This is a genomic window from Streptomyces sp. NPDC046909 (assembly GCF_040644695.1).
Taxonomy (GTDB): domain Bacteria; phylum Actinomycetota; class Actinomycetes; order Streptomycetales; family Streptomycetaceae; genus Streptomyces.
In genome coordinates this window covers 233,958-252,075 of sequence record NZ_JBEYXC010000014.1, presented here as the reverse complement: position 1 = coordinate 252,075, position 18,118 = coordinate 233,958, and the positions used below count along the sequence as shown (strand labels likewise).

Sequence of the window (18,118 nt, the reverse complement as noted above, 5' to 3'; positions counted from 1 at the left end):
CTTTCATTCATTGGTGAGTTGCCCGCCGAGTCGGCCTGACAAGGAAAAGAGCCGCCGGAACGTCACTTTCCACTAAATGACCGCTTGAGGAGCAGCGTCGATGATCCCGTTGTCCTTCGCCCAGCGCCGGATGTGGTTCCTCCACCGCCTGGAGGGGCCGTCCGCGACGTACAACATCCCGTTCGCCCTGCGGCTGGACGGGCCGCTGCACACGGCGGCTCTGGCCGCGGCGGTCACGGATGTCGTCGGCCGGCACGAGAGCCTGCGCACCCTGCTCGTCGAGAACGCGGACGGCATCCCGGAGCAGCGCATCCTGTCGCCGCGGGAGGCCGAGCCCTCGTTCCGGGTGGTGGACGTGGCCGAGGACGCGGTGGACGACGCGATGCGCGAGGTGGTGGGCGCGGGCTTCGAGCTGGATACGGATCTGCCGCTGCGGACCACACTGTTCCGTATCTCGCCGCAGGCGCATGTGGTGGTGTTCGTGTTCCATCACGTCGCCGCGGACGGGGCGTCGATGGGGCCGTTCATGCGGGACCTGCTGACCGCCTACACGGCCCGGCAGCAGGGTGGCACCCCCGAGTGGGAGCCGCTGCCGGTGCAGTACAAGGACTACACGGTCTGGCAGCAGCAGATGCTGGGCGACGCGGACGAGCCGGAGAGCATCGCCGGAGAGCAACTGGACTACTGGCACTCGGAGTTGTCTGGCGTGCCGCAGCCGGTGCAGCTGCCGCTCGACCGGCCGCGGCCGACATCGGCCAGCCACCGCGGCGGTGTCGTCCCGTTCGAGCTGGAGCCCGACCTGCTCACCGGCGTACGGAAGTTGGCCACGGACCACGGTGCCACCGCACCGATGGTCGCCCAGGCGGCCCTGTCCGTGCTCCTGCACCACCTCGGCGCCGGCAACGACCTCACCATCGGCAGCCCCATCGAGGGCCGCCCCGACGAGCAACTCGAAGACCTCATCGGCTACTTCGCCAACACCTGGGTGCTGCGCGTCGACCTGGCCGGGAACCCGACCTTCGACGACCTCCTCGACCAGGTCCGCGACCGTGCTCTCGGCGCGTACGACAACCAGGACATCCCCTTCGAGCGGCTGGTGGAGCTGCTCAGCCCGGAGCGCTCCACCTCCTACTCCCCGCTGTTCCAGACGATGCTGGCCTGGCAGTTCTTCACCTGGTCGGAGATCGACATGCCGGGGCTGCGGGTCACTCCCCTCCCGGCGACCACCGACACCGCGAAGTTCGACCTGTTCTTCAACCTCGTCCCCGGTCCGTCCGGGGGTGCGCACGGGTGGCTGGAGTACGCGACCGACCTGTTCGACCACGCCACGGCCGAAGCGCTCGTCGACCGGTTCGTGCGGGTGCTGCGGCAGGTCGTCGCCGAGCCGTCGACGCGCCTGGGCAGCGTGGACGTACTCACGGCCACCGAGCGGGACCGGCTGACCCGGCTCAACGGGCCGACGCTGCCGCTCGACGCGGCGACGGTGCCGGAGCTGGTCGCCGTCCAGGCGGCGCGGACGCCGGAGGCGACAGCGGTCGTCTGCGGGCAGACGGCGTTGTCGTACGGGGAGTTGGAGGTCCGCGCCGGCCGGCTGGCGGCCGTTCTGCGGGAACGCGGGGTCGGGCCGGAGGTGCTGGTGGCGGTGGCTCTGCCGCGTACGGCGGATCTGGCGGTCGCCCTGCTGGGCATCCTCAAAGCCGGTGGCGCCTATCTGCCGGTCGATCCCGACTACCCGTCCGCGCGCGTGGACTTGCTGCTCAGCACGGCCGGTCCGGCGCTGGTACTGACCGAGACGGGGACGGCGGCGGCCCTGCCGGAGTGCGAGGTGCCGGTCCTGCGCCTCGACGAGCTGGACCTCGACGGTCCCGCGGTCGAGGTTCCGGGGGTTCGAGAGGTCCGGGTCGGGCCGGACAACCTGGCCTATGTGATGTTCACTTCCGGATCCACCGGGATTCCCAAGGGAGTTGGCATCACCCACGCGAGTGTCGTGAACGGGGTGCGGGATCTGGGCCGGATCACGCGGATCGGGTCCGGCTCCCGGATGCTCGCCGCGACCTCGGTCAACTTCGACGTCTCCGTGTTCGAGATCTTCACCGCGCTCAGCGGCGGGGCCTGCGTCGAGATCGTCCGGGACGTGCTGGAGATCGGGGAGCTCGGCGGCTGGTCGGGGACGACCGTCAGCGCGGTGCCGTCGGTGTTCTCCGCGCTGCTGGACGAGATCGTGAAGAACGCCTCGGACGGCCTCGAACTCGACGTGGAGACCGTGGTGTTCGCCGGTGAGGCGCTCTCCGCCGATCTGGTCGACAGGGTGCACGACGCCCTGCCGGGCACCCGTGTCGTCAACGCCTATGGGCAGACCGAGAGTTTCTACGCCTCCACGTTCACGGTCCCGCAGGAGTCGGCCGCGATCGGCGCCGTGCCGGTCGGTGCCCCGCTGGCCCATATGCGGACCTACGTTCTGGGTCCGGAACTGGCCCCGGTGGCGCCGGGGGTCATCGGCGAGCTGTATGTGGCGGGACCGGTCGCCCGGGGGTACCACCACAACGGCGGCGCGACCGCGGAGCGCTTCGTGCCCGACCCCTTCGGACCCGCGGGTGCGCGGATGTATCGCACCGGTGACCTGGCCCAGTGGGACGGCGACGGCCGGCTGAAGTACGCGGGACGCGCCGACAACCAGGTCAAGGTCAACGGCATCCGGGTCGAGCCGACGGAGATCGAGACCGTGCTCGCCGGACACCCGGCGGTCAGCCAGGCCGCGGTGACGGTCTGCCTCGACCACACCGGCGGCAAACGGCTCGCGGGCTATGTGGTGCCGGTGGAGGTCGGCGTCGGGGACGGCGACTTCGCCCTGGACGCCGGGGTGTCGGTGGCCGATCTGCGGCGGTACGCGGCCAAGCGGCTGCCCGACTACATGGTCCCCGCCCAGCTGGTGATCCTGGACCGGCTGCCGCTCACCGCCAGCGGCAAGCTGGACCGGGCCGCGCTGCCCGAGCCGGAGTTCACCGGCGGTGAGTACCGGGCGCCGCGCACCGAGGCCGAGCGCGTCCTGGCCGAGGTGTACACCGATGTCCTCGGCGCCGCGCAGGTGGGCATCGACGACGACTTCTTCGCCTGCGGAGGCGACAGCATCCGCTCCATCCAGGTCGTGGCCCGTGCCAAGGCCCGTGGGGTGCTCGTCAGCACCCGGGAGATCTTCGAGCAGCGTACGGTCGCGCGGCTCGCCGAACTCGTCGACGCACGGGGCGAGGAGGAGCGGGAGGTGCTGGCCGAGCTGCCCGGCGGGGGCATCGGCCGGGCACCGCTGCCGCCCACCGCCGCACATGTCCTCGCCCTCGGCGGCGGGCTCGGCCGGTTCTGCATGTCCGCGCTGCTGACCCTGCCCCGCGGCATCGACCGGGCCGGACTGACCGCCACGCTGCAAGCGGTGCTGGACCGCCACGACGTACTGCGCTCCCGGCTCGACCGGGCCGAACCGGGCCTGGTCATGGGGCCCGTGGGCAGCGTGGATGCCGATGCGCTGGTGCGGCAGGTGCCGGCCGGTGCGGATGTGCGGGCCGAGCTGGACGCGGCCGCCGACCGTCTCGACCCGGACACCGGGGTGATGGCGCAGTTCGTGTGGTTCACCGCCACCAACGGCACTGACGCGAACCGGCTGTTGATCGTGCTGCACCACCTCGTCGTCGACGGCGTGTCCTGGCGGATCCTGCTGCCCGACCTCGTAGCCGCTTGGCAGCACGTCCAGGGCGCCCTCGACCGGCGACCGGCTCAGACCGGTACCTCGATGCGGCGGTGGGTGCACGCCCTCGCCGAGGAGGCGACCGCCGCACACCGAGTGGCGGAACTGCCGGTGTGGCAGGAGATCCTGACCGGGGACGAGCCACCGCTCGGTTCCCGCGCGCTGGACCCGAGCCTCGACATCACGGCCACCGTCGACACGGTCCGCGTCCAGGTGCCCGCCGACGTCACCGACACCCTCCTGAACACGGTGCCGTCCGTGTTCCGTGGCGGCGTCGACGACGGACTCCTCGCCGGACTCGCCCTGGCCCTGGCCCGCTGGCGCGAGACCCGGGGCGCCTCCGCGTCCTCGGCCCTGATCCGTCTCGAAGGCCACGGACGCGAGGAGCACCTGATACCCGGTGCCGATCTGTCGGGCACGATCGGCTGGTTCACCGCGATGTACCCGGTCCGCCTGGACGTGGCCGGTCTCGACCTCAGCGACGCCTTCGCCTCCGGCCCGGCCGCAGGGAAGGCCGTCAAGGCGGTGAAGGAGCAGCTCCGGCAGGTGCCGGACCACGGCATCGGCTACGGCCTGCTGCGCCACCTCAACCCCGACACCGCCCCCGCCCTGGCCGGACAGCGCCAGCCCCAGATCGGCTTCAACTACCTCGGCAAAGCCTCCCGCAGCGACCTCCCCGAAGAACTGCGGGGCCTGGGCTGGGCTCCGGACACCACCCACCAGGACCTGATCGCCGCGCCCGACGCGGACATGCCGGTGCTCTCCGCCCTGGAGATCAACGCGGTGGCCGCCGACGACGGACTCACCGCCTACTTCGGCTTCCCCACCGGCCTGCTGTCCCGCGAGGAGGTCACCGAACTGGCCGCCCTGTGGGTCGAGGCGCTGACCGCCCTCGCCCGCCACACCGCCACCTCTGAGGCGGGCGGCCTCACCCCCGGCGACGCCCCTCTGGTCACCGTCGGCCAGGACGAGATCGACACCTGGGAAGCCCGTTTCGGCAAGCTCGCCAAGGTCTGGCCGGCGACCCCGGCGCAGTCCGGACTGATCTTCCAGTCGATGCTCGCCGGATCCTCCTTCGACGCCTACCACATGCAGTTGGTCTTCCATCTGTCCGGCCGGGTCGACCCCGAGCGGATGCGGCGCGCCGGGCAGGCGCTGCTGGACCGCTACCCCGCTCTGCGCGCGGCGTTCGTCGACCGCGCGGACGGCGACGTCGTCCAGGTGATACCGGAATCGGTGCCCCTGCCCGGGCAGCACCTCGACCTGACCACCGTCGACGAACCGGAACGCACCGAGACGTTCGAGCAGTTCCTCACCCAGGACCGGGCCGCCCACTTCGAGATGAGCAGCCCCCCGCTGATCCGCCTGGCGCTCGCCGTCCTGGAGCCCGACCGGGCCGAACTCGTGCTGACCGCCCACCACGTGCTGTTCGACGGCTGGTCCACGCCCTTGCTGATGCGGGACCTGCTGCTGCTCTACGCCTCCGACGGCGACGCGACCGGTCTGCCCCGCGCCCGTGACTACGACGACTTCCTCACCTGGCACGCCCGCCAGGACCACCAGGAATCCGCGCGGGCCTGGGCGGCCGCACTCGACGGCGTGCAGGACCCCACCCTCCTCGTGCCGCACACCGGCACAGGGGACGCTTCCGCGGGCATCGGGAACCTGGAGGTGGCGTTCGACGACAAGCACGGTCTTTCCCGCCTGGCCACCCAGCTAGGGGTCACCCTCAACACCCTTCTGCAGGGCGCCTGGGCGCTGCTCCTCGCCAACCTCACCGGCCGCTCCGACATCGTGTTCGGCGCCACCGTGTCCGGGCGCCCGCCCGCGGTTCACGGCGTCGACGACATGGTCGGACTGTTCATCAACACCATCCCCGTGCGGGTCGGGTGCCGACCGCAGGACACCTTCGCCGACCTGCTCACCTCGTTGCAGGACCGGCAGGCCGCCTTGCTCGACCATCACCAGCACAGCCTCGCGGAGATCCAGCGGGCCACCGGACTGAGCACCCTGTTCGACACGATGGTGGTGTTCGAGTCCTTCCCCATCGACCGCGAGGCCATCGGCGAGGCCAACTCCTCAGCCGGCGTCGCCATCACCGGGGTGCGGCCGTTCGCCGGCTCGCACTATCCGGTGATGCTGGCCGCAACGGCCGATCCGCAGCTCCAGATGGCCTTGCAGTACCAGCGGGACCTGCTGGACCAGGACACGGCGGCCGACCTCGTCGACCGGTTCGTGCGGGTGCTGGGGCAGCTGGTCGCCGCTCCGGAGACGCCCGTCGGTGCGATCGACGTGCTGGGCGAGGACGAACGGGACTGGCTGGTACGGCGGATCAACGACACCGCGCATCCGCTGACGGAGGGCACGCTGCCGGGTGCCTTCGAGGCGCAGGTGGCACGGACGCCGGACGCGGTCGCGGTGATCGCCGAGCACGAGACCCTGACGTACATGGAGTTCAACCGGCGCGCGAATCAGCTGGCGCACTGGCTGATCCAGCGGGGCGCCGGGCCGGAGAGCCTGGTCGCGGTGCGGATTCCGCGGTCGGTGGATCTGCTGGTGGCGGTGTACGGCGTGGTCAAGGCCGGTGCCGCGTATGTGCCGTTGGACACCGAACTGCCGGCGGAGCGGGTACGGCACATCCTCGACGGGGCGCAGCCGCTGCTGGTCCTCGACGGCGCTCTGCCGGATGTGACGGCGTACCCGTCGACGAACCCGGAGCGCGAGCTGTCGCCGGACAACGCCGCGTACGTCATCTTCACCTCCGGCTCCACCGGTGGCCCCAAGGGTGTGCCCGTCCAGCACCGGTCGATCATGAACCGGCTGGCGTGGGGACTCGAGCACTTCGACGTCACCGTCGAGGACCGGATGCTGGTGAGCACCTCGGCCAGCTTCGACGCCTCGGTGCCGGAGATGTTCTCCCACCTCCAGATGGGCGCCTCCGTCGTGGTCGCCGGTGCGGAGGGCCGCCGCGATCCTGCCTACCTGGCCGAGCTGATCCAGCGTGAGCGCGTCACCGGGGCGTTCTTCGTGCCGTCCCTGCTGACGGCCTTCGTCGCGGAACCGGCCGCGGCCCGGTGCTCCAGTCTGCGCTGGATCGAGGTGGCCGCCGAGGCCTTCCCGCCCGCGCTGGCCGACAGGTTCACCAACCTGCTGCCGCACTGCTCCGCCCACAACCTCTACGGGCCGACCGAGGCCACCGTCGAGGTCACCGGATGCCGGCACGTGCCCGGCGCGGACCGGCTGCCGATCGGCACCCCGATCTGGAACAACCAGGTCTACGTCCTGGACTCCGCGCTGCGTCCCGTAGCCCCCGGCGTCGCCGGTGAGCTCTACCTCGCCGGCGTCTGCCTGGCCCGCGGCTACCTCGGACAGACCGCCCTGACCTCAGAGCGGTTCGTCGCCTGCCCCTTCGGTGAGCCCGGCACCCGGATGTACCGCTCGGGCGACCTGGTGAAGTGGAACAAGGACGGGCAGGTCGAATACCTCGGCCGCACCGACTCCCAGATCAAGCTCCGCGGCTTCCGCATCGAACTCGGCGAGATCGAGCACGCGTTGACGGGCCACCCGGGTGTGGCCCAGGCGGCCGTCGTCGTCCGCGAGGACCAGAAGGGCGACCCGCGCCTCGTCGCCTTCATCGCGCCCGACCCGAGCGCGGCGTCGGCCGACGCCGAAGCGCAGGTGGACGAGTGGCGCGACGTCTACGACGACAACTACGCCGATCCCGGCGCCGAGACGCTGGGGGAGGACTTCCAGGGCTGGAACTCCACCTACACGGGCGAGCCCATCCCCCTCGATGAGATGCGGGAGTGGCAGGACGCGGCGGTGGCCCAGATCCTGCGCTTCGGGCCGCGCAGGGTGCTGGAGCTGGGCGTGGGCTCCGGCCTGCTTCTCGCGAAGATCACCGCCGAGGTGGAGGAGTACTGGGGCACCGACATCTCCCCCACCGTCATCAACCGCCTCCGCGCCCAGGCCGAACAGGCTGGCCACGGCGACCGTGTACGGCTCAGCGCCCAGGCCGCCCACGACGTCTCCGGGCTGCCGCAGGGCAGCTTCGACACCGTCGTCCTCAACTCGGTGGTGCAGTACTTCCCCAGCGCCGACTACCTGGACCAGGTGCTACGCCAGGCCATGCAACTCCTCGCCCCCGGCGGCCGGTTGATCGTCGGCGACGTCCGCAACGCCACCACCCACGGTCTCCTCACCACTGCCGTACAGCGCGCGGCACATCCCCGTGCGTCCCAGGACGAGTTGCGCACACTGGTGGAGCAGGCGCTGCTCGCCGAACGGGAGTTGCTGATCGCCCCGGACTGGTTCACCGACTGGGCCCGCGAGCACGCCGACGGCGTGGACATCCGGCTGAAGCCGGGACAGGCCCACAACGAACTGACCCGGCACCGCTACGAGGTCATCCTGCACAAACAACCGGCCGATGTCCTCGACGTCACCGACGTACCCACCGTGCGGTGGGGTCGCGAGATCTCCGACCTGGGCTGCCTTGCGGAACGCACGGACGGCCCGATCCGGGTGACCGGGATACCCAACGCACGGCTGGCGCAGGAAGCCGCCGGTGTCCCCGGTTCCCCCGCTCCCTCCGGCGAGCCGGTCGATCCGCAGGACGTGGCCGCATGGGCACGGCGGCGAGGTCTGGAGGCGGTTCTGACCTGGTCGGGCGAGGCTGTCGAGACCTTCGAGGCGATTCTCCTGCCCGGACACCGGACCGGGGAGCAGGCTGGTGAGCGGGCCGTGACCGTCACCGGAGCGTTCGCCGTCCACGCGACACCCGGACGGACCCGTACGAACACCCCGGCCCTCGCCAAGTCCATCGGCCCCCTGCTGACCGCGCTCCCCGACTACCTGCGCGAGCGCCTCCCGGACTACATGGTCCCCACCGCGCTGGTCCCCCTCTCGGCCCTCCCCCTCAACCCGGCGGGCAAGATCGACCGCCGGGCACTGCCGTCGCAGCACACCGCCACCGTCAGCGACCGAGGCCCCCGCAACGCCCGCGAAGAGCAACTCTGCGCCCTCTTCAGCGAACTCCTCGGCCTGGACCGGGTCGGTATCGACGACGACTTCTTCACCCTCGGCGGGCACTCCCTCCTCGCCACCCGGCTGATCAACCGGGCCCGCGCCGAGATGGGGCTGGAGATACCCATCCGGCGGCTCTTCGAGCTGCCGACGGTGGCCCTGCTCGCGGAGTGGCTGGAGGAGTCGGTCTCTCCCGGCCGCCCCCGTCTCACCCGGCGGGATCGCGAACAGCTCAACGGGCCGATTCCCCTCTCCTTCGCGCAACGCCGTATGTGGCTCACCCACCAACTCGAGGGCGGGGCGGAGACCTACAACATCTCTCCCGCGTTCCGGCTCACCGGGCAACTGGACCAGGACGCCCTCGTCGCGGCCATCGGCGACGTCGTCGCCCGGCACGAGACCCTGCGCACCACCTACGTGACGGACGAAGCGGGCGAGCCCTGCCAGCGCATCCTCCCGGCGGCGCAGGCACTGGTGGACCTGCCCGTGATCGAGGTGGCAGCCGACGCCGTGTCCAACGCGGTCGACGAGTTCATCAGGCACCGGTTCGACCTCGCGGCCGAAATCCCCTTCCGGGCCCGCCTGTTCCGCATCTCACCCCAGGAACATGTCCTGGCCCTGCTCATCCACCACATCGCCACCGACGGCAGCTCGGGCGCGCCGATGGCACGCGACCTGACCGCCGCCTACACCGCCCGCCTGGAAGGCCGGGCGCCGGAGTGGGAGCCGCTGCCCGTCCAGTACACGGACTACACACTGTGGCAGCGCGAGCTGCTCGGCGACGTGGCGGACCCGGACAGCCTGGCGGCGGCCCAGGTCGCGTACTGGCGCGGCGAACTGGCCGGAGTGCCGCAGCCGTTGAACCTGCCGCTCGACCGTCCACGCCCCGTCGTCAGGAGCACCGAGGGAGAAGTGATCGGCCTCGCGGTGGACGCGAAGGTGACGGCCGGGCTGCGGAAGCTGGCCGAAGAGCGCGGGATGACCCTGTCGATGGTCCTGCAAGCCGCGCTGGGGCTGCTCCTCGGCAAGCTGGGCGGCGGCAACGATGTGACGATCGGCGGCCCGATCGCCGGGCGGACCGACGAGGCGCTGGCCGATCTGGTCGGCTTCTTCGTCAACACCCAGGTGCTGCGGGTGGATCTGTCCGCCGATCCGTCCTTCGCCGATCTGCTCGCCCGCGTACGGGGCAAGGCGCTGGCTGCCTACGAGCACCAGGATCTGCCGTTCGAGACGCTGGTCGAGGCCCTCAACCCCGAGCGCACCAGGGCGTACCAGCCGTTGTTCCAGGTGATGTTCGCCTGGCAGAGCTTCGACAGGACGGGCCTCGAACTGCCGGGCCTGAAAGTCGAGTTCGAGCAGTACCTCACCAACACTTCCCTGTCCGACCTGTTCTTCAGCCTGGCCGAGGACGGTACGGGGTCGCTGCGCGGTGACCTCATGTACGCGACCCAGCTGTTCGACCGGGACACCGCCGAGGCCATCGCTGCCCGGTTCGTACGGGTGCTGGAGCAGCTGGTCGCCGCTCCGGAGACACCGGTCGGCGTGATCGACGTGCTGGCCGAGGACGAACGGGACTGGCTGCTCAGGCGGGTCAACGACACCGCGCATCCGGTGGCCGAGGACACCCTGCCGGGCGCCTTCGAGGCGCAGGCGGCACGGACCCCGGACGCCGTCGCGGTCATCGCCGAGCACGAGACCCTGACGTACGCCGAACTCAACCGGCGCGCCAACCAACTGGCGCACTGGCTGATCCGGCAGGGCGCCGGGCCGGACGAGCTGGTCGCGGTGCGCGTCCCGCGCTCGGTGGATCTCCTGGTGGCGGTCTACGCCGTGGTCAAGGCCGGTGCCGCGTATATGCCGTTGGACACCGAGCTGCCCGAGGAACGGGTACGGCACATGCTCGACGGGGCGAAGCCGCTGCTGGTGCTGGAGGACGCCCTGCCGGACGTGACGGCATACCCGTCGACGGACCCGGAGCGGGCGCTGTCGCCGGACAACGCCGCGTACGTCATCTTCACCTCGGGCTCCACCGGTGGCCCCAAGGGTGTGCAGGTGACGCACCGGGCCATCATGAACCGGCTCAAGTGGGGTCTGGAGCACTTCGACGTCACGCCCGAGGACCGGATGCTGGTCAGCACGACGGCGAGCTTCGATGTGTCGGTGCCGGAGCTGTTCGCGCTGCTCCAGGTCGGCGCGTCCGTGGTGGTCGCGCGCCCGGACGGGCGCCGGGATCCGGCGTACCTGGCGGAGCTGATCCGGCGGGAGCGGGTGACCAGCGCGTGCTTCGTGCCCTCGCTGCTGGAGGCGTTCGTCGCCGAGCCGGCCGCCGGGCGGTGCGACGGTCTGCGCTGGATCGAGGTCGGCGGTGAGACGTTCCCGCCCGCGTTGGCCGACAGGTTCAGCGGCCTGCTGCCCGGCTGTGCCGTGCACAACCTGTACGGCCCCACCGAGGCGGCGGTGGAGGTCACGGGGTTCCGGCACGTCCCGGGCTCGGACCGGCTGCCGATCGGCGCACCGGTCTGGAACACCCGGCTGTACGTCCTGGACGCGGCCCTGCGCCCGGTCGCCCCCGGCGTCGCCGGTGAGCTGTATCTGGCCGGTGACCAGCTGGCGCGCGGCTATCTCGGGCAGACCGCCCTGACCTCGCACCGCTTCGTCGCCTGCCCCTTCGGCGCGCCGGGAACCCGGATGTACCGCACCGGCGATGTCGTGCGCTGGGACAAGGAGGGCCAGGTCGAGTACCTTGGCCGCACCGATTCCCAGGTCAAGGTCCGTGGCTTCCGCATCGAACTCGGTGAGATCGAACAGGCGTTGACCGCGCACCCCGGGGTGGCCCAGGCGGCGGTCGTGGTCGGCGAGGACCAGAAGGGTGATCAGCGGCTGCTCGCCTACGTGGCCCCCGATCCGGACATCGTGACCGGGGACGCCGACCGACAGCTGGACGAGTGGCGCCAGGTCTTCGAAGAGGCCTACGCCGACGCCGCCGACGAGCCGTGGGACTCCAACTTCCGGGGCTGGACCTCCAGTTACACCGGCGAGCCGATCCCTCTCGATGAGCTGCGGGAGTGGCAGGACGCGGCGGTGGAACAGGTGCTGCGGTTCGCACCGCGCAGGGTCCTGGAGATCGGAGTGGACTCGGGGCTGCTGCTCGCGAGGATCGTCGGCGAGGTCGACGAGTACTGGGGCACCGGCCTGTCCCCCACAGTGATCGACCGGCTTCGAGTCCAGGCCGATGAGGCCGGGCACGGCGACCACGTCCACCTCCGCGACCAGCCGGCCCACGACATCTCGGGACTGCCTCTCGGCGGGTTCGACACCGTCGTCCTCAACTCGGCGGTGCAGTACTTCCCCAACGCCGACTACCTCGACCGGGTCCTGCGCCAGGCGATGCAACTCCTCGCCCCCGGCGGCCGGTTGATCGTCGGTGACGTCCGCAACGCCACCACCCACCGCCTGCTGACCGCCGGCATCCAGCGTTCGACACACCCCCAGGCCGCACCCGACGAGATCCGCACGCTGGTGGAGCAAGCCCTCCTCTCCGAACGGGAGTTGGTGATCTCCCCGGACTGGTTCGCCGAGTGGGCGCGTCATCATGCCGACGGCGTGGACATCCGGCTCAAGCCCGGCCGGGCCCACAACGAGCTGACCCGGCACCGCTACGAGGTCGTCCTGCACAAACAACCCACCGACATCCTCGATCTGACCGACGTACCCACCGTGCGATGGGGTCATGAGATCTCCGACCTGAGCGGACGTATGGAACGGGCAGGCGGCCCGGTCCGGGTGACCGGCATACCCAACGCCCGGCTCGCGGAAGAAGCCGCCGGGGCGGAGAACGACGGTGCGCGAGGCTCCGGCAGCGGTCCCGTCGATCCGGAGGACGTGTCCGTATGGGCCCGGCGGCAGGGTCTGGACGCGGTCCTCACCTGGTCGGGCGAGGCCGTCGAGACCTTCGACGCGATCCTCCTGCCCGAACAGCCAACCGTCACCGGGGCGTTCATCCCCGGCACGGCGTCCGGCCGACGGACCCGCGCCAACAACCCCGCCCTGGCCAAGGCCGTCGGCCCCCTGCTCGCCGCACTCCCCGGCCATCTGCGCGGCCGCCTTCCCGACTACATGGTCCCGACCACGCTGGTACCCCTCTCCCAGCTCCCCCTCAACCCGGCAGGCAAGATCGACCGCCGGGCACTGCCGACGAAACACACCACCGCCGTCAGCGACCGCGGCCCCCGCACCGCCCATGAAGAGCAACTCTGCGCGCTTTTCTGCGAGTTGCTCGGCCTGGAGTCGGTCGGCATCGTCGACGACTTCTTCGCACTCGGCGGCCACTCCCTCCTCGCCACCCGGCTCAGCGCCCGTATCCGCACGGACTTCGGCGTCGACCTGCCCCTCAGGACGATCTTCGACTACCCCACGGTGGCCGAACTGAGCGCGCTGGTGATCGTCGGTGGCACTCCCGGCGACCAGGCCAACTCGTACGACGTCGTGCTGCCGTTGAACAGGGATCCCGGTACGGGCAAGGAGCCGGTGTGGTTCTTCCACGGCGGTGGCGGGCTCGGCTGGGCGTTCTTCACCTTCGCGCCGTATCTCCAGGACCGGGCCGCCTACGCCCTCCAGTCGCGCGGCTCGGACGGTGAGGAGCAACTGGCGGGCTCGGTGGAGGAGATGGTCGAGGACTACCTCGCCCAGATCCTCGCCATCCAGCCGGAGGGCCCCTACTACCTGATCGGCTGGTCGTTCGGCGGCCCCGTCGTGCACGCCGCCGCGGTGGAGCTGGAGCGGCGCGGCCACCAGGTCGGCCTGGTCGCCGTACTGGACGCACCGCCGGCGAGCCCCGATCCGCAGAGCCCGTTCAGGCAGGTGGGCGGCAGGTCGGCGGCAATGTACCGGGCGGACGTCGAGGAGGTCTTCGGCCAGTACATGAACACCGACAACCTGGCCGGCTTCCTGGAGACCATGTCGAGGGTGGGTGCCAACAACATCCGCGCCATGAGCACGTTCGAGTCTCCGGTGTACGGCGGCGACCTGCTCTATTTCAACGCGACGGCGGACAAGTCCGACGGCGCCTCGTGGGGGCCCGACTGGCGGCCGTACGTCCTCGGCTCCCTGGAGGAGTACGAGGTGGACGCCACGCACCACGACCTGCACATGCCCGAACCCGCGGGCCGGATCATGACCGTCATCATCGGCAAGCTGCCATGAGAGGAACGACTATGACCACCCTCGCCACCAAGTGGGGACTGGACGAGAGCCGCTTCTGGCTGCACGGCAACACCCCTGACGAGATCGTCTGGCTGGACGAGGCGTCCGGGCTGTGGAACGTCCACGGTCACCCCGAGACGCTCGCGATCCTGGAGGATCCGGCGACCTACTCGTCGAACACCGCGCGGTTGTACGCCGCGGAGGCGGACGTGGACTTCGGCGACGCGTTCGACGGGAATCCCGTCCAGATGGACCCGCCGTTCCACAGCAAGCTGCGCAGGCTCGTCAACCGTGCCTTCACACCGAAGACGGTCGCCGACCTGGAGCCGCGGATCGCCGCCCTCGCCCATGAACTCCTCGACGCCGTGGCGGGCGACGACAGGATCGAACTCGTGTCGGCTCTCGCCTACCAACTGCCGGTGATCGTCATCGCCGAGCTCCTCGGGGTGCCCGCCAGTGAACGGGACATGTTCAAGGGCTGGGTGGAGAAGATCTACGACGGTGACGGCGAGGTGTCCCTCAACCCCACCGAGGAGCAGCGGCGCGAGATCGAGGAAGGCCTGGCACTCGCGGCGAAGTTGCGGGACTACCTGCGCGGCCACGCGGAGGAACGCCGGCACACGCCCCGCGAAGATCTGCTGACCCAGCTGGTCGAGGCCGAGGTCGACGGGCAGCGCCTGACCACCACCGAGGTGGCGACCTTCGCCAACGTGCTGCTCCTCGCCGGGCACATCACCACCACGATGCTGCTCGGCAACACGCTCCTGTGCCTGGACGCGGAGCCGGGTGTCGACGCCCGCCTGCGCGCGGACCGCTCGCTCCTGCCGGCCGTCATCGAGGAGTCGCTGCGGTATCTGACCCCGATCTCGACCCTGTACCGGGCGACCATGGGCGATGTGGAGATCGCGGGGCAGCGGATTCCGAAGGACCGGCTGATCGCGGTGCGCATTGGTGCCGCCAACCGCGACGAGCGGGTCTTCGAGCGGCCGGACATGTTCGACCCCGACCGCAGCCCCAATCCGCACCTCGGGTTCGGGCGCGGCATCCACTTCTGCATCGGCGCCCCGCTGGCCCGTCTGGAGGGGCGGATCGCGCTCGACATCCTGCTCGAGCGCTTCCCCGTCCTGCGCGTGGACGAGGACAACCCGCCCACGTTCCTGCCCACGGCGGACATGACGGGAGTGAAGACCCTGACCCTCCTCACCCGCTGAGCCGCGGACGCCGATCGCGGGAACTAGGGCATCTCGACGGCGCCGATGTCGCAGGCCGGTCCCTGCGGTCTGGGGGTGCCGCGCTGGTCGGGGCCGGTGCAGGCCGGGGCGGTGGACCCGGCGTCGCGGGCGGGGCTGCCGGCGAGCAGGTCGTGGGTGGCGGTCGGCCCGCCGGCTGCCGTGAGCGGGCCCAGGAGCGGGTCCTGGCCGCTGAGGTCGCCCGGCCCGGTGAGGCCGCAGGTGACACCGCGGTCGAGATTGTGGCCCGTCGAGGTCAGGGCTCCGGCGCAGTTGGCCGCAGCTCCGTCGAGCACGGTGTCGCCGACGGTGGCCGTGCCGCCGCCGTTGGCGATGCTGTTGCCCGTGGCGGCCGTGTTCGCGTGCAGGGTCGTGGCGGTCACCGTCAGGGTCCCGCTGACGACGCGGAGGCCGCCGCCGGACAGGTTGCCGGTGTTCGCGCTGATCGTGCTGGTCCGCAGGCTCAGGGAGCCCGACCCGGTGTTGATCGCGCCACCGCCGGACGCGAGAGCGTCGTTGCCGGTGAACGTGCTGCCGGTCACCCGCATGACGCCCAGATTGAACACGCCACCGCCGACCCCGGCGGTGTTCGACTCCACCGTGCTCGCCGTGACGTCGGTCGTGGCGTCGAGGCCGGCGGCCAGTCCGCCGCCCCAGCGCCCCGCGGTGTTCCGGGTGAGGGTCGACTCGGCGAGGCGCAGGGTGCCGGTGTGCCAGATGCCCCCGCCGTCATCGGCGGCCCGGTTGCCGGCGATCCGCGTGCGGAGCAGGTCGGCGTACGCGTCGACGCCCAGCCAGACGCCGCCGCCCACGTCGGTGGCCGTGCCGGCGGCGACAGTGACGTCGGTCAGGGTCGTGGTCGAGGCCAGGCCGCCGGACAGGCCGCCGCCGGAACTCGCTCGTCCACCGCGTACGGTCGCGTCGGTGATCTCCAGGTCGCCGTTGTTGGCGATGTCGCCGCCGTGCGAGAGCCCGCCGAGCGTGCCGTCGCGCACCTCGACGTCGTGCAGGACCGCACGCGGCGGCGCCGGTTCGAGGGAGTCGCCAATCATGAGGTTCCCGCCGTCGCCGGTGGCGGGGTTGCCGTTCTCGACCGTCAGGCCCTCGAACATCACGCTGACGCCGGGGCGGCCGCTGCCGAGGACGTGCCAGACCCGGTCGCGCAGCCGTCGGCCGACTCCGCCGACCACGGTCGCGGCGTGCCCGCGACCGATGACGGTCAGGTCGTCCGTGACGTCCAGATCGCCGGTGGCGGCCGCGTCCTCCCCGGCCCCCGGGATGGTCAACGGGATCCGGGCCGGCTCGATGCGGATCCGGTCCGGGCCGCGAAGGGCGTTGGTCTCCATGACGGCGGCCCGCAGCGTGCACTGTGCGGGGACGGCGGTCTCGCAGATGCCGTCCCCGGGTGCGGCGTCGACGTCGTCGACGGGACTGTTGACCACGAACGTGTCCGCCTGGCGTTCGTAGGCCCCGATGTCGCAACCGCTGCCCTGGGGTCGCGAAACGCCCCGCTGGTCGGCGGCGGGACAGCGGGCCGGGTCTCCGGCGTCGACGGCGGCACTGGTCGCCGCGACGGCGTGGGTGCGGGTCGGCCCGATCGAGTACGCCAGCGGGGCGAGGCCCGCGTTGGCGTGCTGAAGATCGCCGGTGGCGGTGAAGCCGCAGCTCGCGCTGTCCTCCAGGTTGTGGCCCTGGGACATGATCGGCCCGTAGCAGTTCACGCCGGGCACGAACGGGCTGTCCGCGACGATGGTGTTGACGGCCCGTACGCTTCCGCCGGCGGCGGGGAGGTTGAAGATGCCGCCGGTGTTGTGCGCGATGGTGACGTTGGTCAGAGTGGTCGGACCGCCGACGAGCAGGCCGCCCGGATCACCGGTGTTGCCGCTGACGGTGACGTTCTCCAGGACGCTGTTGCCGCTGGTCAGCATCGCTCCGGCGGGCAGTCCGCCACCGCTGCCCGAGGCCCGGTTGCCGCTGATGGTCGTGCTGGACAGGCGCGCGATGCCGCCGGTGAAGATGCCGCCGGAGTCGCCCGCCGCGCGGTTGGCGGCCACGACCGTGCGGCTGGTCAGCAGCGTGCCGCGATTGGAGATGCCGCCGCCGTTGCGCTGCGTCTCGTTGTCCTGGACCGTCACCGTGGTGAGCTCGGCACGCGCCGTCGGCGACTCGACGGCGAGGCCGCCGCCGTTGCCGACGGCCGAGTTGCCGACCAGCGTGCCGGCGTCGAGCCGGAGATCCCCTCGGGTGCGGACGCCACCGCCCGCGCCGTTCACGGTGCCGCCGGTCACGGTGAGGCCGGACAGCCTGACCACGATGCCGGCGCCGGCCGGATCGACGTCGAAGACCCGGTCCCCGACGGCGGCTCCGCCACCGTTGACGATCGTCCGGCGGGCGCCGTTCCCGACGACGGTCAGATCGTCGGTGATGTCCAGGTCCCCGGTGTACCCCTGGTCCTCGCCGGCCCCGGTCCGGGTCAGCCGCAGCTTCTCGCCCTTGTGCACGAGCGACAGCGGCGGGAAGGTCACCCGGTCGTGCCCGGGGTTGGCGTTCGCTTCCTCGACGGCCGCCCGCAGGGTGCAACCGCCGCTGACCGCCTGGCACATGCCGTCGCCCGGATTGGTGTCGGGCTCGTCGGCCGTGCGGTCCACCACGAGGGTGAGCGGCGCCGCCGCGGACGCGGCCGTAGGCCACGCCACCGACGCGGCGGCGAGCAGCACGGCGGCGGCCACGACCCTGGCTCGTAAGCCGGCGCGGCGCCGCGACGGGGTGCCTTGGGTGGTCACTTCAACGTCTTCACCGGTGGGCGTCGGCTGCGGGCCATTCTTCAGTGTCTATGGGCGCTGTGGCGTTCGGTCAAGCTGCGCGGCGCCCCGGCGTCATCAACGCCGGGGCGCCGCGCGGGAGTTCGTGAGGGCCCTCAGGGCGA

At 71.3% G+C, this 18,118-nt stretch carries 3 protein-coding genes; 2 read left to right on the top strand and 1 reads right to left on the bottom strand.

Annotated elements, in window-relative coordinates; genetic code table 11:
* The first annotated feature begins 100 nt into the window (after positions 1–100).
* Positions 101–13,963, top strand: coding sequence for an amino acid adenylation domain-containing protein (locus tag ABZ928_RS37980; protein ID WP_361528979.1), 13,863 nt, complete (start codon positions 101–103; stop codon positions 13,961–13,963).
* 11 nt (positions 13,964–13,974) lie between these two features.
* Complete coding sequence (locus tag ABZ928_RS37975; RefSeq protein ID WP_361528976.1) at positions 13,975–15,174, top strand: cytochrome P450; 1,200 nt, start codon at positions 13,975–13,977, stop codon at positions 15,172–15,174.
* Positions 15,175–15,197: 23 nt separating this feature from the next.
* Here ABZ928_RS37975 and ABZ928_RS37970 read toward each other — a convergent pair whose 3' ends face one another.
* Positions 15,198–17,975, bottom strand: coding sequence for a choice-of-anchor Q domain-containing protein (locus tag ABZ928_RS37970; RefSeq protein ID WP_361528973.1), 2,778 nt, complete (start codon positions 17,973–17,975; stop codon positions 15,198–15,200).
* Positions 17,976–18,118: the final 143 nt, after the last annotated feature.